At 75.8% G+C, this 20150-nt stretch carries 15 protein-coding genes; 8 read left to right on the top strand and 7 right to left on the bottom strand.

What is annotated here, in order from left to right; genetic code table 11:
* Nucleotides 1–51: 51 nt before the first annotated feature.
* The 3 genes from rsgA to ACFZP7_RS27245 all read right to left on the bottom strand — a co-directional run bounded on the left by rsgA (nucleotide 52) and on the right by ACFZP7_RS27245 (nucleotide 2405).
* Nucleotides 52–1152: a ribosome small subunit-dependent GTPase A gene (gene rsgA, locus ACFZP7_RS27255; RefSeq protein WP_385636334.1), complete on the bottom strand. Its 1101-nt coding sequence runs from the start codon at nucleotides 1150–1152 to the stop codon at nucleotides 52–54.
* Nucleotides 1153–1374: 222 nt separating this feature from the next.
* Nucleotides 1375–2067 (bottom strand): hypothetical protein, encoded by a 693-nt coding sequence (locus tag ACFZP7_RS27250; RefSeq protein ID WP_385636331.1) that lies wholly within the window; start codon nucleotides 2065–2067, stop codon nucleotides 1375–1377.
* Entirely contained in the window at nucleotides 2064–2405 is a 342-nt protein-coding gene (locus tag ACFZP7_RS27245; protein ID WP_127443567.1) for a hypothetical protein, read from the bottom strand. The genes ACFZP7_RS27250 and ACFZP7_RS27245 overlap by 4 nt, the downstream gene beginning before the upstream one ends.
* Nucleotides 2406–2635: 230 nt before the next feature.
* On the opposite strand from ACFZP7_RS27245, the gene ACFZP7_RS27240 reads away from it, so the two are divergent.
* Genes ACFZP7_RS27240 through ACFZP7_RS27230 form a run of 3 tightly spaced genes read left to right on the top strand, consistent with a single transcriptional unit; the run spans nucleotide 2636 to nucleotide 7889 of the window.
* Nucleotides 2636–6562: a CHAT domain-containing protein gene (locus tag ACFZP7_RS27240; protein WP_385636329.1), complete on the top strand. Its 3927-nt coding sequence runs from the start codon at nucleotides 2636–2638 to the stop codon at nucleotides 6560–6562.
* Nucleotides 6559–7239, top strand: a complete 681-nt coding sequence (locus ACFZP7_RS27235; RefSeq protein ID WP_385636327.1) for a hypothetical protein — start codon at nucleotides 6559–6561, stop codon at nucleotides 7237–7239. The genes ACFZP7_RS27240 and ACFZP7_RS27235 overlap by 4 nt, the downstream gene beginning before the upstream one ends.
* A complete protein-coding gene (locus tag ACFZP7_RS27230) occupies nucleotides 7236–7889 on the top strand; it encodes an RES family NAD+ phosphorylase (protein ID WP_019326085.1) in 654 nt (217 codons plus the stop codon). The genes ACFZP7_RS27235 and ACFZP7_RS27230 overlap by 4 nt, the downstream gene beginning before the upstream one ends.
* 108 nt (nucleotides 7890–7997) lie before the next feature.
* Here ACFZP7_RS27230 and ACFZP7_RS27225 read toward each other — a convergent pair whose 3' ends face one another.
* From ACFZP7_RS27225 to ACFZP7_RS27215, 3 genes are read right to left on the bottom strand one after another with little or no spacing between them, the layout of a single operon-like run.
* Nucleotides 7998–9617, bottom strand: coding sequence for a hypothetical protein (locus ACFZP7_RS27225; RefSeq protein WP_385636324.1), 1620 nt, complete (start codon nucleotides 9615–9617; stop codon nucleotides 7998–8000).
* Entirely contained in the window at nucleotides 9595–10395 is an 801-nt protein-coding gene (locus ACFZP7_RS27220) for a hypothetical protein (RefSeq protein ID WP_051851049.1), read from the bottom strand. Before ACFZP7_RS27220 ends, ACFZP7_RS27225 begins: the two co-directional genes overlap by 23 nt.
* A gap of 26 nt (nucleotides 10396–10421) precedes the next feature.
* Nucleotides 10422–11099, bottom strand: coding sequence for a hypothetical protein (locus tag ACFZP7_RS27215; RefSeq protein ID WP_127433889.1), 678 nt, complete (start codon nucleotides 11097–11099; stop codon nucleotides 10422–10424).
* A gap of 239 nt (nucleotides 11100–11338) precedes the next feature.
* Between ACFZP7_RS27215 and ACFZP7_RS27210 the strand changes: the two genes are divergently transcribed.
* Nucleotides 11339–12034: a 4Fe-4S cluster-binding domain-containing protein gene (locus ACFZP7_RS27210; RefSeq protein WP_385636321.1), complete on the top strand. Its 696-nt coding sequence runs from the start codon at nucleotides 11339–11341 to the stop codon at nucleotides 12032–12034.
* Here the strand turns inward: ACFZP7_RS27210 and ACFZP7_RS27205 are convergent.
* Nucleotides 12009–13133, bottom strand: a complete 1125-nt coding sequence (locus ACFZP7_RS27205; RefSeq protein ID WP_127433887.1) for an Appr-1-p processing protein — start codon at nucleotides 13131–13133, stop codon at nucleotides 12009–12011. The genes ACFZP7_RS27210 and ACFZP7_RS27205 overlap by 26 nt on opposite strands.
* Before the next feature lie 257 nt (nucleotides 13134–13390).
* Here ACFZP7_RS27205 and ACFZP7_RS27200 point away from each other — a divergent pair, with 257 nt between their 5' ends.
* From ACFZP7_RS27200 to ACFZP7_RS27185, 4 genes are all read left to right on the top strand, one after another.
* Entirely contained in the window at nucleotides 13391–15604 is a 2214-nt protein-coding gene (locus ACFZP7_RS27200) for a protein kinase domain-containing protein (RefSeq protein WP_385636319.1), read from the top strand.
* Nucleotides 15605–15897: 293 nt separating this feature from the next.
* Entirely contained in the window at nucleotides 15898–17526 is a 1629-nt protein-coding gene (locus ACFZP7_RS27195) for a hypothetical protein (RefSeq protein ID WP_385636316.1), read from the top strand.
* A gap of 35 nt (nucleotides 17527–17561) precedes the next feature.
* Nucleotides 17562–19532: an AAA family ATPase gene (locus ACFZP7_RS27190; protein WP_031021197.1), complete on the top strand. Its 1971-nt coding sequence runs from the start codon at nucleotides 17562–17564 to the stop codon at nucleotides 19530–19532.
* On the top strand, nucleotides 19529–20137 hold the full coding sequence (locus ACFZP7_RS27185; RefSeq protein WP_385636315.1) for an FHA domain-containing protein: 609 nt from the start codon (nucleotides 19529–19531) through the stop codon (nucleotides 20135–20137). The genes ACFZP7_RS27190 and ACFZP7_RS27185 overlap by 4 nt, the downstream gene beginning before the upstream one ends.
* Nucleotides 20138–20150: the final 13 nt, after the last annotated feature.

Below are 20150 nucleotides of genomic sequence, written 5' to 3'. Positions count from 1 at the left end.
CCGGCGGAAATCGGACATCGCGTCGGCGACGTGACGCGGGTCGCCCGCCCGTTACCGCAGGTGTCCGCGCTTGGCCTCCATCGCCGCCTTGCCGATGGCACCCCGCCGCTTCCACTCCTTGCGGATCTCGGCGCGCAGCCGGGCGTCGGTCTTGGCGACGATGCGCTGGTTCTCCCGCATGAGCTTGCGGTAGCTCTCCAGCCGCCGTTCGGGCAGTTCGCCGTCGTCGATGGCGGCGAGGACGGCGCAGCCCGGCTCGCTCTCGTGGGCGCAGTCGTGGAAGCGGCAGTCGCGCGCCAGTTCCTCGATCTCGGCGAAGACCTGCCCGACCCCGCTGCCCGCGTCCCACAGTCCGACGCCCCGCAGCCCGGGGGTGTCGATGAGCACTCCCCCGCCGGGCATGACGAGGAGGTTGCGGGTGGTGGTGGTGTGCCGGCCCTTGCCGTCCGCGTCGCGGGTGGCCTGGACGTCCATGACGTCCTCGCCGAGCAGGGCGTTGGCGAGGGTGGACTTGCCCGCGCCGGACTGGCCGAGCAGGACGGCGGTGCCGCCGCCGACGACGGCGGCGAGGACGTCCAGCCCCTCCCCCAGCGCGGCGCTGACCGCCAGCACGGTCACCCCGGGCGCGGAGGTCTCCACGTCCTGGACGAGGTGGGCGAGGGTCACCGGGTCGGGCACCAGGTCGGCCTTGGTCAGCACGACCAGGGGCTGCGCCCCGGACTCCCAGGCGAGCGCGAGGAACCGTTCGACGCGGGCGAGGTCGAGTTCGACGGCCAGGGACACGGCGACGATGGCGTGGTCGACGTTGGCCGCGAGGATCTGCCCCTCGGACCGCTTGGAGGAGGTGGAGCGCACGAAGGCGGTACGGCGCGGCAGGTACGTCCGTACGTAGCGCGGGTTGCCGTCGGGTTCGACGGCGACCCAGTCCCCGGTGCAGACGACGCGCAGCGGGTCGTGCGGGGTGACGAACGCGGTGTCCGCGCGCAGGACGCCGTCGGGGGTGACGACGTCGCACTGCCCGCGGTCGACCCGGACGACGCGGCCGGGCAGCAGCCCTTCGGCGTCGTACGGGGCGAACGCGTCGGCCCAGTCCTCGTCCCAGCCGTACGGGCTGAGGGCGGAGTGGGCGGTGGAACGGGAGGTGGAAGTCAAGGGGGGACCCTTCACGAGGGTGGCCCCGGCCGGCGCGCGTCGGCGCGCGGAGTCAGCTGGTCTGCCGGCCGGCGACCACGGAGGAGGATGAAACGGACGGTGTCGGGAAGCGGGCAGGGCCCATCGCAAAGACAGCCATCGGTCACACCTCCTCTCTCGCTCGGTCACGGCACGGCGGCCGATGTGTGCTCACGTCCGGTGCGCGTGACCACGTCCGTCACCTTAGGAGAGCCGGGGCGGGGACGCCACCGGTTTTTCCGCGCCGCGGGCGGCCGGGGCCGGACAGGTGTCGACGGCGCCCAGACCGATGACGTCCGCGAGGGACACGTTCACCTCTCCGGTCGAGGTCTTGAGCGTCAGTCGGCCGTCGGTGACCCGCACGGGCTGTCCGCAGAAGTCGGCCGTGGCGGTCCGCACCAGCAGGCGCGGCGCCTCGCGCACCGGCCCGTACCAGGTGAGGGCGACCGCCGTGACCAGCGCGGCCGCGCAGAGGAGGGTGTGCGCCACGCCGAGGCGCAGCGCCCGGACGCTGCGCAGGGTCTCCAGGTGGTCCTGGGCGTGCAGCAGGGCGGCGTCCGCCCCGGTCCCCGTGGCCAGGGGCACCGTGCGGGGCGCGCCGTGCGCCGCGCGCAGCAGGTGGAGCACGGCCACCGTGCCGCAGAGCAGGGACAGCAGCAGTGCCGCGCCGACCAGGGCGCCGTAGGGCGGGGCGAGCTTGCTGACGTCGGTACGGCCCTTGACGAGGCCGAAGCCCAGCAGTCCGACGAAGAGGCCGGCGAGTCCGTTGCGCCAGGCGTGCGCCGCCTCGCGGACCCGGGGCAGTTCGTGTGCCAGCAGGTCCTGCGCGCGACGGGCGGCCCGGCGGTCCGCCGGGGTGGCCGCCGGGCCGGGCGTCACGCGCGGCCCGGCGGTCACGCCCGCTCCAGTCGTACGTTCCAGTAGGCGCCGCAGCCCGTCTCGTCCTCCGGGCGGTCGGGGTGGGGCGTGGTGCAGGTGCAGATCACCGGGATGTCGCTCCGGCCGGCGCGGCGCGGGGCGGCGCGGAAGGTCCGGGGGGCGTGGAGGAACACCGCCGGGCACCGGCATCGCGGGCAGCGGCCGCTGAGCACCACGCTCTCCGCGTCGACGGGCGTCACGGTGACCTCCGCCGTGTACGTCGGCGCGTAGTGGTCCTCCGTCACCTCGCGGTACGGCACCGGCTCCCGGGTGGCGGGGCCCTGATCCGTCCGCAGGGTGCCGTCCGATCCCGTCATGCGCGTCCCTCCGTCCCCTCCGCCGCGCCGGCGCGCGGCCGGCCCAGGACCAAGGGGACCACGCGGTGGCCGTGTTCTAGGCCGGACGCCCGGAGATCGCCCGGTCCGCACGGACAGTGGTCGGATTCCGTGCGGGAACCGGTCGATCTCCGGCGGCGCGGTACCGGCCCGCGTCAACCGCCCCTGCCCCGCGGGCCGAACGGGCATCATGGCGTGGGGAGGGGATGCCGATGACGGACGCCTCGCACGACTCGCCGCCGGCCCGGGCCGAGGCCGTTCTCGCCCGGGTGACGGACCTCGACGTCCCGGTGCTGGTCGGGGAGTACGACGGGCCGCACGGCCCGGCCCTCGACGCGCTGTGCGACGAACTCGGCTCGGTGGCCGAGGAGTTGCGTCCGCTCGCCGGTCAGGAAGGGCTGCTGGCGCGGGTGGAGGCCCGCCTGGGGCTCCTGACGGCCACGAGGTACGCCCTCGGTCAGCGGGACGCCGACCGGTGCCGCGCGCGTGAACTGCTCGACCGGGCCCGGGTGTCGGAGCACCTGGACGCGGCCGGCCGGGCCGCCGCCCGCCGCGGTCTGGTCCGCATGCTGGGGTCGCGGATGGCGCGGGTGCAGGAGCATGTGCGGGCGTCGGGCATGGCGGACGCGAAGGCGCTGCGGCTGGCCGACCTCCAGTGGGCCACGGAACTCGGGCGGCCCGCCGAGCACGGCGGTTCGGGGATGCTGGAGGACACCGAGCTGCTGGCCCGGCTGCTGCGCGAGGAGTCCGGCGGGAACCTGCCCCCGGAGCTGGGCGAGCTGCTGGACGGCCTCACTCACGGCATCGACGCGCTGCGGCGGGGCGACACCTCGGCCGTGCTCGCGTTCGCGGAGCGGCTGTTGCGGTCCGGGCGGTTGCCGCAGCCCGGCGGGGGTGCGCCGCCCATGCTGCCCCGGTTGTTGGACTCGGTGGTGCCCGCGCTGAAGTCGGCGTTCCCCGGGGGCGAGCTTCCGCGGGGTCCGCAGCCCACGGGTCCGGACGACGCGGGCCTGACCCCGCTGTGGGAGTTGATGGCGCTCGCCGAGGCGATGAACCCCGGCACCCTGGACGAGGCGGACGCGCCCGCGCTCATCGCCGCGCTGACCGGGTCCGACCCGGATGCCGCACAGGACCCCGCGACGCTGTCCAGCCGGATGATCGCCGCGCTGACGCACCTGAGCCAGGGGACGCGCACCGGTGACATGGAGGCCATGGGCGACGCGCTCCGGCTGATGCAGGAGGCCTTCGCCGCCGGGGAGATCGACGCCGCGAAGCGCACCGACTGGCTGCTGCCGGTCGTGGGCGGCGTCCTCCTCGCCGGCAGCATGACCGGCGGCAGCCTCCAGGACGAGGAGCTGGCCGACGCCGTCCTGCGCGACCTCGACCGGGCGGCTCCCTCCACGGACGACCCGGACGCGATCACGATGCACTGCTGCGCCCGGATCGCCCGGCTCCAGATCGCCCTCCAACAGGCCCTGGACGCGAAGGACGTGGAGGGCGTGGAGTCGGTCCTGCTGGACCTGCACGACCTGGACGCCGTGGTCGACGACGGCCTGGAGTGGCTGTCGGTGCTCCTGTCGTACACGCTGGGCACGGCGTCCCTGGGGCTGGCCTGGCTCAGCCGGACGGTCGAGGACGTGCGCGCCGCCGCCCACCACTACGAGCAGGTCCTGGACACGGCGGTGACGCCTCCGGCGCTGCAGAACCTGATGGACGCCTCCTGGGCGCCGCTGCTGGCGCTGATCGCGACGGTCGAGAAGGACCCCGGCCGGATCGCGGCGGGCATCGAACGCGCGCGGTCGGTGCTGGGCCGGCCCGGCCTCACCTTCGACTTCGAGGCCCGGGTGCACAGCGGCATCGCCATCGCGCTGCACTCCCTGTACGACCTGACGGGTGACGTCGCGGCGCTCGAGGAGGCGGTGGCGGAACTCGAGCAGGCGCGTGCGGCCATGGCGCCGGACTCCCCCGGCGAGACCTCCGTCCACGTGATGCTGGCCGAGCGGCTGGCCGACCGGGCGGACGCCCGGCCCGGCACGCCCGCGGCCGTCGCGGACCTGCGGGCCGCCGTGGTCGCCGCCCGGGACGCGCTGCGGTCGGCGGCGGACGACGTGCTGCTCCAGGTGGGCGTGCGGCACGGTCTGCGGATGGCGCGGCAAGGGGCCGACCTCGGGCGTGCGGCGGCCCTGTGGGCGCTGCGGACCGGCGACGCCGAGGAGGCGGTGGGGTGTCTGGAGGCAGGCCGCTCCCTGGTGCTGCGCGCGGCGGCGGTGTCCGCCTCGGTCGCCGACCGGCTGGAGGCGCTGGGCGCCGGTGACCTCGCGGCACGCTGGCGGGCCGCCCCGTCGGGCGGACTCGCCGCGCTGCCGGGCGCGGAAGACGGCTCGCCCCTCGACGCGTTGCTGTCCAACGCGGCCGACGGGGGTCCCGTCCTGTCCGGCGAGGTGCGCCGGCGGTCGCTGGCCCTGCTGCGGGGGCGGGAGCGCCCGGCCGGCGAACCGGCGGCCGGGACGGTGGCGGAGTTGCGGGCCGGACTGGCCCGGTCCGGGGCGGACGTCCTGGTCCATCTGCTGCCGGGTTCCGGCACGCAGGACGGCGCGCTGCTGCTGATCACGCCGGAGGGACCGGTGCGGGTGGTGCCCTCGCCCGGGCTGTCCGTGGGCGGACGGTCCCCGGTGACCGCCTTCCTGGCGGCGGGCGCGGCCAGGCAGCGGTTGGAGGCGCCGGGCGTCGAGGCGTCCCACCAGGAGTGGAACCGGGCGGAACGGGCCTGGTCGGCCTCCCTGGACGACCTGTGCGCGTGGGCGGGCGAGGTGCTGACCCCGGTCCTGGACGGCCTGGACCTGTGGCCCCGGGCCCTGTGCGAGTCGGGCCTCGCCCGCTGCCCGGCCCACCCTCACCCGTCCCCCGGAGTCCCGGCCACGGCCACGGCTACGGCTACGGGGGCCGACTCACCCGGTGAGAACGCCGGGTCCGGCACCCCGGGGACGGCCCCGGTCCCGAAGCCCACGCCCACCGCCGCCGGTACGGAGGGCGCCATGCTCGCGGACGACGCCCGTGGTCCGGCGACGGTGGGGGACGCCTCGGTCACCGCGTCCGGCACGCACCGCGCGGGTGACGCGGGCGACGCCCCCGGCGCGGCGGGCGTCGTCGGCGGGGCGGGCCTCGTCGGTGAGGGCGGCGCGGGACACGCGTGCGCGGCCGTGCGGCTGGTGCTCGTGCCGGGGGGCGAGCTGGGGGTGGTGCCGTGGCAGGCGGCGGTGGTACGGCCGCCCGAGCGGTACGGCGCTCCGCCCGCCGTGCGGCTGTGCGAGGTGGCCGTCGTCTCCCACGCCGCCTCGGGCGGGGAGTTCCTGCGCGCGGCGGCCCGGCGGCGGATGCCACCGGGTGAGCACCCGGTGCTGGTCTTCCACGGGGACGACCTGCCGTGGGCGGAGGAGGAGGTCGAGATCCTCGGGGAGGTCCACTACCCGGGGGCCACCGTGCTGTCCGAGGGCGAGGACGAGCACGGGAGCGCCGCCCCCACCCCGGAACGGGTGCTGGCGGTCCTCGGCGAGGCGGACGGCGCTCCCGCCTCCCTGGTGCACCTCGCCTGCCACGGACTGGCCGGGCCCGACCCGACCGCCTCGGCGCTGCGGCTGGCGCCCCGCGAACCGGAGGCGGCGGACGGCGCGGACGGCGCCGACCTCACGCTGAGCGCGCTCCTGGACACCCGCGCGGACGGCACCGCGGACCGCCGGTCCGGGCCGCTGGTGGTGTGCAGCGCGTGCGAGACGGACCTGACGACCCGTGACCACGACGAGGCGCTCACCGTGAACTCGGTACTGGTGCACCGGCTCGCCGCGGACGCCATCGGCTCCCGCTGGCGGGTTCCCGACGGGGCCTCGGAACTGCTCATGCTGGCCCTGCACGACGCGCTGGCCGCCGGTCTCGCCCCGCCGGACGCCCTGCGCGCCGCCCAGCGCTGGATGCTGGCCCCGCCCGGCCGGCGCCCCACGCCGCCCGGTCTGCGGAGCGTCGCGGGCCACCGTCTGCGCCAGGACTTCCGTGACCGGCCCGAAGCCTGGGCCGCCTTCGTCCACCAGGGCAACCCGGCGCCGGCGGCGCCGGCCCCGGCCGCACCCAGGGAGGGCACACGGTGAACCCCACGGACCTGCTCGCGTCGCTGCGGGAGCACGCCGCGCTGCTGCGCGGCGAACTCGACGACGAGACGCGTGAGGAGGTCGTCGCGACGCTGCGGCTGCTCCACGAGGAGACCGCCGCCGACCGGGCGCGGGGCGTCGCCCGTGCCCTGCGCCGCCTGACCCGCGCGCTGTCGGTGCTCCCGCCCGGGCATCCGATCTCCGCCCACCTCGGCGGCCGGCGGTACGCCACCGAAGCGTTCCGCCCGCCGTCGGCCGCGTCGGTGTCGGAGCTGATCGACATTCTCGGTGAACCCCCGCCCGACCCCGGCGCCCTGCTGGGTGCCGCGCGGGCCCGGCTGCTGGCCGCGCCGGCGCTGTCGTCCCGGGAGCACGAGCGGCTGCCCGGCGGGCCACCGGCCGGCACGTCCGCGCCCCCGGGCGTGATCCGGCTCGACGACCCCCGGTCCGGTGCCCGCTACCCCCGTTTCCAGTTCCGGCCCGGCACCGCCGAGCCCCTGCCGGTCGTCCGGCGGGTGAACGAGTTGCTGCGGGCCGACCGCGACCCCTGGGGCGCCGCCGACTGGTGGCTGGGCGGCAACGCGTGGCTGCGCGGCGTCCCCGCCGACCTCGTCGGCACGCTGCCCGACGACGAGCTGGTGCGGGCCGCGGCCGAGCTGGTGGAGGGCGACGGATGACCGGGCAGATCCCGCCCGAGGGGGTCGCCATGGAGCCGCTGCTCACCGTGGTCCCGGCGGGGACGCTGCTCTGGCGCTGCCACCTGAGCCGTTACGCGGTGGACGAGTTCAACCCCGTACCGGCGCACGAGCATTTCAAGGGGAGCCGGTTCGACTCCACGGAGAAGGACCCGTACCCGTACCTGTACGCGGCGCTCGATCCGGTGACCGCGCTCGCGGAAGTGCTGCTGCGTTCGGTGGAGTTCGACGGGCGGACGGCCGTGCGGCAGATCCCGTGGGCGCAGGCGTCGCGGTACCTGCTGTCGGCGGTACGCACCCGCGCGGACGTGACGCTGGTGGACCTCACCGGGGCCGAGGGGCTGGCGGCCGTGTGGCAGGACGACTGGCTGGTCACCAGCACGGAGTACGCGCAGACCCGCTACTGGGTCCGGCTGATCCGGGAGCACAGCGCTCTCGCGCAGGGTCTGGCCTGGACGTCGAAGCGCTGCATGCCGCGCCGGGCACTGCAGTTGTTCGGCGACCGGTGCCCCGGCGACCTGCTCGCCGGCGGGCCCGAGGAGTGCCACCGGCTGGACGCCCCCGCGGGGGTCCGGGCGGTCAACCGGCTGCTGGGTCCGCTGCGCGCCGTGGTGTCGGAGCCCGTCGGCTGACGCCCCCGGCCCGGCGAGGCACCGGCGACACCACGCCGCCGCCGACGCCGGGCAGGCGGGCAGCGGCCCCCTGCGGACCGCCGTCGGCCGACGGCGGACCGACGTCGGCTACCGGCGGGTTCGGGAGACGGGCAGCAGGGGCCAGGTGTTGCTCAGCTTCATGGCCGCCTCGGTCACCGCGGGATCGCCGGCCTGGGCCGCGAGACTGTCCAGGTAGGCCGCGGCGGCGGCGTTGTACAGCGCGTGCACCGAGTCGAGCCGTTCCTCGGTGGCCTGCCGGCGGTCCTCGCGCCGCGCGTCCGCCGTCTCCTGCGCGCCCCGCGCGCGTTCGGTCGCCGCGATGCTCTCCTCCAGCCGCCGCACGAGCCCGGCCCGGTTCTCCACGGCCGTCCGGTAGGCGTCGAGGAAGGGGTGTTCCCGGAACAGCCCCAGCAGGAAGCCGATCCCGCCGGACAGGAGCAGCAGGGCGCAGAACATCGCGGTGACCGTCTGCGGCGCCAGGTCCAGCCGGTCGAGCAGGGTGCCGGCCGGCTCGGTGTCCACCCCGGCGAAACCCTCCGCCCCTTCGGCCGGCGCCGGGTCGGCCTCCTCGCTCTGGGTGACGAACTTCGCGCGCAGGACGCCGAACAGCACGGTCAGCCCGACCCAGACGCCGAGCAGGGTGAGGGCCGGCAGCCAGGAGGCGCGGACGGAACCGGTGGTGGCGCGCCACCGCAGCATGCGCCCGGCGAGGTGCGGCAGCAGCACCATGACGACGGCGGCGGCCGCGGCCAGGGTGATCGTCTGGGTGTCGGCGTCGACGGTTCCCACCCCGTGGAACGGCTGGAACGCGGCCCAGTAGATGGGTGCTTCGACGAGGACCAGGGCCAGCAGCGTCGCCCAGGTCATCCAGGCCGGCAGTCCCGGACGCTTCGTCAGTCCCTCCCACGCGTCGGCGGTGGGCGGCGGGCGGTGGCCGGTCCGCAGGTCCGCCCGGACGCCGGGGTCCGGCGTCGTGGTCGGGCCGTCGTCGGGCCTGGGGGCCTCGCCGGTGCGCGGCACCGTCTGGAGTCCCGTCACCTCGTCCTCGTCGTCGGCGCCACCGCTGCGCGCCTGGGCGGGGATGCCCGCCGGGACGGGCTCGGCGCGTCCCTCGTCGTCGGCGCCGGGACGGCCGCGTGCCGGTGTGGCGGGGAAGGTCTCCTCCATCCAGCGCGCCTCCAGGCGGGCGCGGATGCCGTCCCGGAAGCGGTTCCAGCGGGTGGTGCGCCTGGCGAGGAGGTCCAGCTGCTCCTTGGCGGTGGCGATCTGCCGGTCCACCTCGCGCAGCCGTTCCCGCACGACCGCGGTGTCCGTCTCGCACCTGGTGACCTCGACGCCGGCCTGGACGTCGTTGAGCCTCTCCTGTTCCTCGGCGAGCCGGGCCTGCTCGCCGATGCGTCCGATCACCCGGTCGCGTTCCGAGGCGAGTTCGGCGAAGTAGGGAATCCTGTCCTTGCTCTGGAGCACCCAGGGGTCGAACACGCCGCGCCGGGCGGCTCTGGCGCCCCTCTCCCGCGCGGTGTTCACCACGTCCTGTCCGGCCCGGTCCGCGACGACGACCGAACCGCCCGGCGGGGTGGTGGTGCCGGGTGCCGGGGTCGTCCCGGTGCGGACCGTGCCGGAGCGGCGGTCGCCGCCCCGGAAGGGCGGCGGGTTCAGCCTGCCGCGCCGCTGGCGGCGCGGCTCATTCGTAGGAGTTGTCGACATCGGCCTTGGCCCTCCCTTCGAGCACCTCGTTCCAGAACGCCTCGAAGTCCTCGTACTCGCTGGGCCGGTCCCCGAACTTCATGCCGAAGCCGACGGTGTAGACGGTCATCCCCTTGACGGCGGGCACACCGCGCTCCTTGACGAGGGAGTCGATGACCTTGTCGCGGCTCTCGGGTGTGGTCAGGTCGGCCTTGCCCAGGGAGAACTCCGGGTCGGCCTGTTCGAAGTCGCTGACCACCAGCAGCTTGGCGTCGGGGCCGTCGGAGGGCATCACGGAGGCGATGCGGTCCAGTGCGCCCCAGACGTCGGAGCCGGGCCGTTCCCGGCGGGCGCACTTCAGCTCCTCCAGGGCCTCGCCGGCGGCGCGCACCCGGGCGCGTTCGCGCTGGCTGTCCTGGTCGGTGGTCTCCTTGTGCGGTGGGTCGAGGTCGACCCGGTCCACCTTGCAGGAGGAGATCTGCGAGGTGTAGGTGATGGGCGCGAAGTCGACGGTGCCGCACTCCTGGTCCTCGAGGAAGGGGAGCAGTTCGGCCTTGAGTTTGGCCTCCGCGTTGAAGCCGTTCTTCGTCGCGTCGCCGGATCCGGAGCCGTCGATGACCACGCCGCACGGCGTGGTGAGTGCTTCGGGCGCCGAGGTGCAGGCGGTCAGACCGCCGAGCACGGCGGCCGCGGATATGAGTGCCAGGAGCCCGCTCGCGGGCCGGTGTCGTGCCGCGCGGCGGGGACGGGACCCGGTGCGGGTGTCCGGCTCGCGGTCGTGGGGTACCGAGGGTCGCACGGTGACCTTCCTTGTGATCGGGGCGTTCATCCCCGGCTGCCTGTCGTGCGTGTCGCGCCGCCGGTGAGCTGGCTGTCCAGGATGGCCAGGGCCTGGGCCACGGCCGCCGGGTCCGCGGAGGCGGGTGGTGCTCCGCGCCCGTACCAGCGGTCGGGCAGCAGGCCGTCGTCGACGCGGTGCCAGGTCGGGTCCAGTTCGGCGCGGCCCGGCAGCCAGCCGGCGGGGCGGTGCGGCGGCAGCTCGTGGGCGCGGCGGGCGCGGGTCCACGCGGCGTCCCAGTAGCAGGCCAGCAGGTGGTTGGCCTCGTCGACGACGCCCTGGGCGCGGGAGCGGCAGACCGCGGCGGAGTTGCGCCAGGTGCCGACCATGGTGCCGAACCGGGCGAGAGCCGCCGGGGCGGGTTCGCCGCGCACCGTGTACTGGGTGACCACGCGTACGGACTCGGCGTGGATGCGCCTGCTGAGGTCGCGGTTGCGGTCGAGCATCCGTGCGCGCAGGCGGGTGGTGCTGCGTACGGCCTGGGCGCGCACGCCCAGCACGTAGGGCGGCAGACCGTCCGTGTCCGGGGCCCGTCCCAGGCCGGCGTCGGCCAGGACGTCGAGCAGGCCCGACGCGTCCCTTCTGCCGTGGGCGCGGGCGTGCGCCGCGGAGAGGAATCCGATTCTCAGTCTTCGGGCGGTGCCCGAACGGTCGGAGTGGATCACCGGAGACAACCCCCATTCCCCGCGCGACTTCCGGTCGATCACGGCGCGGTGACCGAGAGAGTAGCGGAAGGAGAAGCATCGGGACTCGCCCGATCACACAGGGAATTACTCATTCCGGCGGGCTTCCGGAAAACAACCGGATTGCGCCCGGAACACGGCCGGGAAATGGTGGGGACGCGATTGCGGGCGGCATCCGGAGCCGGAGATACTCCCCGTCAGCGCCGAGGGGAGGAGCCGCCGTGGAGGTCCGGATCAGCGAGACGCATTTTCCGCTGGAGACGCTCGGCCCGGGCAGGCGCCTGGGCGTCTGGTTCCAGGGGTGCTCGCTGGCCTGTGCCGGTTGCATGTCCCGGCATACCTGGGCTGCCCGAGGGGGGACGTCCCGACACGTCGACGAGCTGCTGGAGTTGTGGCGGGAGGCGTTGGACGGGGGCGCGGAGGGGCTCACGGTCAGTGGCGGTGAGCCCCTCCAGCAGCCCGACGCGCTGGCCGAGTTGCTGGCCGGCGCGGCCGGGCTGCGGAACGCGAGGGCGGGCCGGGGCCCGGAAGGGGGGCGGGCCCCGGCCGATCTGCTGGTGTACACGGGGTACGAGCCCGCCGAGTGGACGGAGCGTCAGGAGCGGGCGCTCGCGGGCGCCGACGCCGTGGTCACGGGGCGGTTCCGGGTGGCCGAACCGACCCGTCTGGTGTGGCGCGGGTCGGCCAACCAGCGCATCCGGCCGCGCACCGCGCTGGGTGCGGTCCGGTACGCCCCGCACCTGGAGCGGGAGGCCACGGGGGCCCGGCTCCAGGCGGTGGTGACGCCGGGGGCGGGGGCCGGGCGCGGCATGGGGCTGCGTCTGTACGGGGTGCCGCTGCGCGGGGAGTTGGCGCGGGCGGAACGGGCGCTGCGCGGGACGGGGGTGTCGCTCAGGGATGCGAGTTGGCGGCCTTGACGGCCTCGGTGAGGTGCGGCCGGTCCGTCACCACGATGACCGACCAGGAGGTGTCCGCGCGCAGTTCCCGGCGCAGGGCCCACAGCAGCCAGCGGGCGGCGGTCTCGACGGGCAGTCCCCCGCGGCCGGCGCCCAGCAGGGGGAAGCAGAGCGTGGACAGGGGCAGGGACAGCTCGGCGCGCTCGGCGCGGCCCAGCGCGAAGGACGCCTGGACGGCCTCGGCCAGCACGGCGGGGGCGACGTGGTAGCGGTCGCCGTCTCCCACGGGGGTGGAGACGGCGGCGTGGTGGATGCGCCGCACCCCGTGGGCGCCGAGGGCTCCGGGCGAGGTGGCGACCACGGTGCCGGGCCGTACCGGCAGTCCGGTCCGGCCGTGGCCGCGCAGCCAGGTGCGCAGTTCGCGCGGCAGGACGTCGTCCACGATCTCGCCCGCGGCGTTGCGGACGGCGGCGGCCCTGCGCAGGGCCGCCGAGACGGTGGGGCGGAAGGTCTTGGACATCTCCAGGTAGACGTTCTCCGAGGAGACCAGGATGTCCGCGTCCCGCACGAGTTCGATGGGACAGGTCCGGATCGAGATCCGGTTGGCGACGTGGGAGGGGACCGGCGGGCCGGGGGGCGGGTCCGGGAGCGGCGGCGCGGCGGCGCCGGCCGGCACGGGTACCGCCGCGGCGCCCGGTCCGGCCGCCTCCCTGGCCACCGCGAGGCAGGCGGTGGCCAGTTCGGCGAAGATCTCCTGCTCGTGGCTGCGGCGGAACCGTTCGGTGCCGACTCCGTAGACGGCGGCCGCCGCCTTGCGCCGGTCGGCCGCGGGCACCCCGCGGCGCTCCGTGAACAGGCCGAAGGTGTGGGCCGCGGCGCGCGCCAGCGGATCGCATCCCGGGTCGTCCCGGAGGGGACCGCCGCCCGTGAGCCGGCGTACGGCGGCCGCCAGCAGCCTCTCGATGCCCTCGAGTTCGTCCTCCGGTCCGGCGCACAGGCCGGCCGCGACGGCGGTCTGCCGCAGTGCCTCTCGCTCGCAGTGCCGGAGCTTGGGCAGGCCGGGCCGCCGGATGCTCCTCAGTTCCATGACGAGGCTGGGATGCGTGGGGAGGGAAGGCATGGCGTGCATCGTAATGCGGGGGCGCACGGGGAGCGCCCCTTGAGAATCAGGACGCCCCCTGTGCATCCGTCTCTGCTCCCGGAAATACCGGAAACTCCTTTTGACTCCGGAATACCTTGGGTATTCTCAGGCCCCTTCTCTCTCGAATCGGCACGGTCGTCCTCGAAGTCGGCTTCCCGGAAGGCCGTATGGTGACTGATTTCATCTCTCCCTCGGACGGCGGTTTCACCGACGCGCGCACGATAGAGACCCGTGCCGTGCGCGATGACATACCTCCTTCGCTGGATCGCCGTTTCGTCCTGGTGAAGGTCGTCCAGGTCGCCGAACGCCCCAGTCAGGCGGTGGTCCTGCGGGTGCGGCGGGCCGGTGACGGGGCCGGCGCGGCCTCCCTGGTGCTGAAGTGGTACCACCGCATGCACGCGCCGGACCCGGCGGTGGCGCGGCTCCTCTCCGAGGGTCCCCGCCCGCACCTCGAGGAGCTGCTGGAGACGGGGACGGCCGACGGCCACCCCTACCAGGTCTTCCGTTCGCACGGCGAGACGGACCTGCGCGCCCATCTCGACACGGGCCCTGGCAAGCTGCCGCCGCGCAGGGTGCGCGAGGTGGCCCGGCAGTTGCACACCGCGGTGTCCGCGCTGCACGCACACGAGGTGGTGCACCGGGACATCACCCCGGACAACATCATGGTGGAGAGCCGGCGCGGCGACGAACTCACGCTGGTGCTGGTCGACTTCGGGGTGGCCGTGCACCGGCCGGACGAGGACGAGGGCCCACGGCGGGCCTGGCGGGGCAAGCCGAGGTACCTGGCGCCCGAGGCCGGGCCGATGCACCAGACCGTCTCCGCCGAGGGCGACTGGTGGTCGGTGGGCATGGTCCTCGCCGAACTGGCCCTGGGCGAGCACCCGGTGGACTTCTACAGCGACGAGGCGGTGCTGCGGGAGATCGCCACCCACGACCCGGACCTGACCGGCATCCGCGACTCCCGGACCCGGCGGCTCTGCGAGGGGCTGCTGACGCGCGCGCCGGAGGAGCGGTGGGGCGCACAGGAAGTCGGGGAATGGCTGGAGGGGCGGTCACCGGAGGTCGGCCGCCGCTCCCGGACCCTCTTCCCGCCGCCCGAGGAGCCGCCGGACGCCGACCCCTTCGACTTCCTCGGCGAACGGTTCACCGAGCCGGAGCACCTGGCCCGCGCCCTGGACTGCCACCCCGCGGCCGCGACGGCGCTGCTCGCGCAGCCCGAGGACCGCGCCGCGCTGGCCGCGTGGCTGGGCCGGTTCGAGACGGCGGGGGGACGCAGCCCGGAGGAGCTGCGGCGGCTCGCCGCGCTCCGCGCCGAGCTGCGGGGGTCCCCGGGCCCGCTGACCTGCGTACGGCTGATCACCTGGCTCGGCCCGTACCGGGACGCGTCGCTGTGGGGCATGCCGCTGACCGCCGAGGGCATCCGCGCCCTGAGCGTGGCGGCCCGGCAGGGCGACGCCGAGGCGCTGCGCCTGGTGGACCATCTGGTGCGGACGCCGGACATCCTGACCGTCCTGGCCCGGCGCCCCCGGGGCGAAGACCTGGACGAGGTGCGGGTCCGGTGGCTGGCGCTGCGGGAGCGGTGGCCGCATCTGGTCGAGGAGTTGCGGCGCACGCCGGGCATCTCCGGGCTCGACCGGGTCCGCAGACGGCTGCGGGGGACGACGGCCGTGTGGGCGCGGCTGCTGGAGCTGGCCCGGGAGCCCGACCGCACGGCGGCCCGGCTCACCGCGGAGGCCACCGCCGTGCGCGGCCGGCTCCCCGCGGCCGTGCCCTGGTTCGAGCGGCTGCTGCTGACGGGGCAGGACGACCCCCTGCGGCTGCTGGTCGCGGTCCTGCTCGCCGAGGACGCGGTCCGCGGCGCCGCCGAGCTGCACCGGCGGCAGGTGGACGAGGAACTCCAGCGGCTCATGGACGAGGACACGGACGGCGTGCTCGCGGTGATGCGCCGCATGGACCTGCCGCCCACGCTGGCCTGGGCGCTGCTCGGTGCCACGGTCCTCATGGCGCCGTGGTGCTTCGTCATCGGGCTGGCGGACGTGCTCGGACGGGCGTCCCAGGAGGCGGTCGTCACCGCGTGGGCGCAGACGCTGCCGGCCGCGGCGGCCGTCTTCGCGCTGGAGCTGCTGACCGCCGCCTACATCGGCCCGCCCGCCTACCACCCCCGGCTGTCGCTGGCCGGCCTGCTGATCCGGTCGGCCGAGCGTCCCGCGCGGCTGACGCTGTCCCGCCGGTACGTCACGGTGCTGCTCGGCGCGGCGGTGGTCGCCGGGGCGGTCCTGCTGGGGTTCACCGCGCTGGCGGTGGCTCCGTGGGTGTGGCCGCTGGCCAGCGTGGTGGCGCTCGCCGCGTGGAGCGTACGGCGCTGTCTGGTCTGGCGGCGCCGACGGCGGGCCCGGGCGGCCCGCCGCCTGGGGGTGCGGCGCGGCCGGGTCGCCGCCCGGCAGGTCTAGGGGTGCCCGATGGACCACGGTGACCACGGAGGACCGCGCACCCCGGCGGGCCGGGGCGGACCGCGCCGCGAGCGCGGACACGCCCCGTCGGCCACGGGGGCGAAGGACCCGGCCGGGCCGGCCCGGGAGCGGCGCGCCGGACGCCACGGCCCGGCACGGGCCTTGCCGTCCTCCGGGGGCGAACGCCGCCGTGTCCGGCGGAGCCGAGCGGTTCCGTCGAGCGGGCGGCGGCCGGGGGGCGAAGACGGGGGCGGGGGCGGGGTGCAAGTGAACGACGCGACGGGAGACAGGACATGAGTTCAGGAGTAGCGCTGCCCACCCTCGACCTGGTGGCGCCGTCCGTGGCCTTCCCGCAGCCCCTGCCGGCGGCGGACGTGTACGCGGTGCCCCACACCGGCACGGCCCAGCTGGGCGACGCGGCCTCCGAGGCGTCCACGCAGATGTCGGAGGCGGTGGCGCACGGGCTGCGCGAGGCCGGCGAGGCCGCCGTGGAGGTGCTCGGGGCGCTCAGCGGCGCGCTCCTGGCGGGCCGGGCCGCGATGCTCACCACGCGTGTCCTGGCCTCGGCGGCCGTCCGGGCCGCCGAGGAGCAGCGCTGTCTGGAACGGCAGGAGGAGCTGTCCGCCGCCGCGGCCGAGCAGTGGCAGGCGGCCGCCTACGCCGTGGCCCGGGCCAACGCCCGTCGTACCGCCCTGCTGGCCCGGTGCGCGCGCGACACCGGTGCGCCCGGCGACGGCGGCCCGTCCCGCCCCGATCTGCCCCCGCCGCTCGACCCGGTGGGCCGGCCGCTCGGCGAGGTCCGTGCCGAGCTGGCCCGCCTGGAGGAGGCACTGCGGCGGGCCGAGGAGCGGCGGACGGCCTGGGAGGTGGCGCGGCTCACCGCCGTGCTGGACGGCGCGGCCGAGGGGGACGACACCTGGCGGCGCCTGGTCGCGGACCGCCGGGAGGCCATGGTGCGCCGGCACACGGCGAGCCGCACGGCCGAGGCGGAGCAGGACGAGGCGGGCCCCGGCGAGCCGCCGCGCCCGACGGCGGACGCCACGGCGGACCCCGAGGCGGTACGGGCGCTGGGGGCGGACATCCTGGCCGCGCTCGACCCGGCGGCGGCGAGCGCGACGGTGGAACTGGCCGTCGGCGCGGTGGGCCGGGCGGTGGGACGGGCGGCGCTCGACCCCGCCCGGGCCCGTCGGCACCTCGTCGAGGCGCGCAAGTTCGTCCAGGACGCCAACCGCAAGGCACGTCGCCGCCGTGCCGACGAGGAGTGGGCCGCCGCACAGCTGGACTTCCTCACCCGGCGGGCCCCCGAGGACACCGAGGCCCTGGACGAGGCACCCGACGCGGTCGGGCCCCTGCGCCGGCTGCTGGCGGAGGGGGTGCCGCTGAGCCCCGGGGAGCGGCGGACGGTGGAGCTGCGGGTCTCGGAGCGGATGGCCCACCTGGAGGCCCTGTACGTGCAGGCCCAGTGCGCCCACGCCCTCAGCGAACTCGCGGAGCGGTTCGGCGGCCCGGCCGACGCGAGCCGCCCCGAGGGCCAGGATCTGCGGCTGGACTGGACACCGGACGGCTGGGGCCCCGACCACTGGCTGCGGGCGACCCTGGTCGGCGGCACCCTGCGCTTCGCGACCATGTACCGCGGCGGACCGGGCGAACGCGGGCCGAGGGAGCGGGCCCTGGACGACGCGCGGTGCGCCGAGGCCCAGGAGCGCCTGGCGGAGTTCACCGCGGTCGCCCGGGAGCTGGGCCTGACCGTGGACCTCCGCATCGAACAGACCGAAGGGGCGCGGCCGGGCCTGCCGGGGGAGCACGGCGCCGTGGTGCTGGACCCGGTGCGGGGGGCGTTCGGCGGACAGCCGCCGCAGGGGAAGCCGGACCGCGAACAGTCGGCCCCCCGGTACCGGACCGTGGGCGACGAGCGTCGCTGAGACAGCCGCGGGCACCCCCGCGCCGGGAGGGACACATGGATCTGCACAAGGACGCGCGCTTCCCGCTCTTCGTGGAGGAGCTGGCCGGCACGCTGAGCGTGCACGCGCAGTACGTGCTGCACGGCAACTTCCGCGATCTGCACCTGGTGCGCATCCGCGACCGCGACCACCCGCTCCAGCTGCTTGAGGTGCTGTGGAACCGGCTGCGGCCCCTGGGCTACCAGGTGCTGCTGCTGTGCGACCAGCTCCGGGGCGTCCAGGTGATGCAGGCCGACGACTCGGTCCGGGACGCCGTGCTGACGCTGCTGAAGCCGCTGGAGTTCCCCGGCTCCAGCCCGGACCGGGTCCAGCGGACCATGGAGCAGCTGAGGGAGATCGTCGGCGGCTGGCGGGAGCGGCGGGAGACGGCCCGTCAGGACCGGACGCTGCCGCCGCTGCGGGTGGCCCTGGTGGTCGACCACGCCTCGCGCCTGGTCGGCGACGTCAGCCGGCTGACCCCCGAGGAGCGGGACTTCTTCCTTGCCTGCCTCCAGCTCGCCGAGGCGGCGCAGCCGGTCGAGCCCCCGCCGGGCAGCACCGGCGACGCGGCCGTCGCGCTGTTCAACCCGGTGATCTGGCTGGCCGACGGCGAACGCGACCTGCCCAACTGGCTGCTGGCGGGCAGTGAGCGGATACGCGCCGTCGCGGTGCCGGAACCGGACGCGGACGAGCGGCACCGCATGGCGCGGGTGCTGAGGCGGGGCTACGCGCGGAGCGAGCCGTCCGCTCCCCCGCTGTCGGAGCAGGAGGCGGAGGAGGCCGTCGGGGCCTTCGCCGGGGCCGCCTCGGGCCTGAACCTCACCGCCATGCGGGAGAGCCTGAACCTGGCGCTCGCCCGGCGCATCCCGTTCCGGGCGATGCCGGACGCGGTCCGCGTCTACCGGCTCGGGGTGGAGAAGAACCCGTGGGGCCGGGACGAGATCAGGGAGCGGATCGTCCGGGGCGAGGACCCCGCCGACCCCCGCTCCATCCCCCGGCGCGTCCTCGGCCAGGAGGCAGCCGTCGCGATGACGCTCGACATCCTGAAGCGGGCGGCCCTGGGTCTGTCCGGCGCGCAGGCCACCAGTCCCGGCCACCGCCCGCGCGGCGTGCTCTTCTTCGCCGGTCCCACCGGAACCGGCAAGACCGAACTGGCCAAGGCCGTCGCGCAGGTGCTGTTCGACAGCGACCAGGCCTACCTCCGCTTCGACATGAGCGAGTTCTCCGCCGCGCACGCCGCCGACCGCCTGGTCGGCGCGCCGCCCGGGTACGTGGGGTACGAGGCGGGCGGCGAACTCACCACGGCGGTGCGGGAGAACCCGTTCCGGGTCATCCTCTTCGACGAGATCGAGAAGGCCGACAAGGGCGTCCTGGACAAGTTCCTCCAGGTGCTGGAGGACGGCCGGCTCACCGACGGGCAGGGCGTCACCACGTACTTCAGCGAGTGCGTGCTGATCTTCACCTCCAATCTCGGGGTGCAGCGCACCGATCCGCAGACCCAGGAGTGGCAGCCGCTCGTCGATCCCGGCACGCCCTACCCGCAGTTGCAGGAGAAGGTGCTGCGGAACATCAAGGAGCACTTCGAGCGGGTCGTCGGACGCCCGGAGCTGATGAACCGGCTCGGCGGCAACGTCGTGGTCTTCGGGTTCATCTCCCCCGAGACGGCGGAGCGGATCTTCGACCTCCAGGTCGGCAACATCCAGCGGCAGCTGGCCGACGGGCACGGGATCGCGCTGGAGCTGACGGACGAGGCGCGTGAGGTGCTGCTCGCCCACTGCACCAAGGACCCCTGGAAGGGCGGCCGGGGCATCGGCATGGTCCTGGAGACCCATCTGATCAACCCGCTGGCCCGTGCCCTGTTCGCGGCGCGCGGTCTGGCACCGGGCGCGGTGGCGCTGGTCTCGGACGTCACGCAGGACGAGGCGGGCCGGGTGGAGATCGCCGTCGACTTCAAGAACGGCACGGAGCACGGGAGCGCGGGCGGATGACGGATCACGCGGCGCCCGGCGGCGCCGACGAGGACGCGGACGACCCCGAGGACGACGGTCTGGTCCTCTTCGACACGTTGACCGGTCAGGCGCCCCGGGGCGCCGCCGCGACCGCCCCGCCCCCGCCCGTCGCACGGCCTTCCGCCCCCTGCCCGTGGTGCGGGGCGCGCGTGCCGGAGGGGGTCGACGCCTGCCCGGCGTGTCTGTCGCCGCTCGGGGCCTCGGGCACGGCGGTGCCCGGGAGGCCGCCGCCCGCCGCCTGGCGTCTGGTGTTCCGCGGCACCGGAGGGCACCTGGAGGTCCCGCCGGGCGCGGAGCTGCGGCTGGGCCGGGACGCGGACTGGGCGCCGGAGGCGGCCGGGCTGCTCGCCGGGGAGACCAGCGTCTCCGCGCGCCACGCCCTCGTCGCCCACGGCGAGGACGGCGCGGCCTCGGTGACGGAGGTCCCGCAGGGCGCGACCAACGGCGTGCGGGTCAACGACCGGGTGCTCTCCCCCGGCCGGTCCGAGCCCCTGCGCGACGGCGACACGGTGTGGCTGGGCCCCTGGGTCGCCCTCAGGGTGTGCGGCCCCGGCCGGGCCGGAGGCCCCGGTGCCTCCGGCTGACCGGCCGCGCGGT

The sequence above is a fragment of the Streptomyces sp. SudanB5_2050 genome (genome assembly GCF_964272335.1).
In the GTDB taxonomy this organism is placed as follows: Bacteria; Actinomycetota; Actinomycetes; order Streptomycetales; family Streptomycetaceae; genus Streptomyces; species Streptomyces rochei.
The sequence above is the reverse complement of the archived record's forward strand: the minus strand, read 5'-3'. Positions and strand labels throughout refer to the sequence as shown.

Excerpts from the sequence above, each read along its gene's own strand:
- ACFZP7_RS27245 (WP_127443567.1), bottom strand. The coding sequence starts at position 2,405 with ATGACGGGATCGGACGGCACCCTGCGGACGGATCAGGGCCCCGCCACC.
- ACFZP7_RS27185 (WP_385636315.1), top strand. The coding sequence starts at position 19,529 with ATGACGGATCACGCGGCGCCCGGCGGCGCCGACGAGGACGCGGACGAC.
- ACFZP7_RS27225 (WP_385636324.1), bottom strand. The coding sequence starts at position 9,617 with ATGTCGACAACTCCTACGAATGAGCCGCGCCGCCAGCGGCGCGGCAGG.
- ACFZP7_RS27230 (WP_019326085.1), top strand. The coding sequence starts at position 7,236 with ATGACCGGGCAGATCCCGCCCGAGGGGGTCGCCATGGAGCCGCTGCTC.
- ACFZP7_RS27195 (WP_385636316.1), top strand. The coding sequence starts at position 15,898 with ATGAGTTCAGGAGTAGCGCTGCCCACCCTCGACCTGGTGGCGCCGTCC.
- ACFZP7_RS27205 (WP_127433887.1), bottom strand. The coding sequence starts at position 13,133 with ATGCCTTCCCTCCCCACGCATCCCAGCCTCGTCATGGAACTGAGGAGC.
- ACFZP7_RS27240 (WP_385636329.1), top strand. The coding sequence starts at position 2,636 with ATGACGGACGCCTCGCACGACTCGCCGCCGGCCCGGGCCGAGGCCGTT.
- ACFZP7_RS27190 (WP_031021197.1), top strand. The coding sequence starts at position 17,562 with ATGGATCTGCACAAGGACGCGCGCTTCCCGCTCTTCGTGGAGGAGCTG.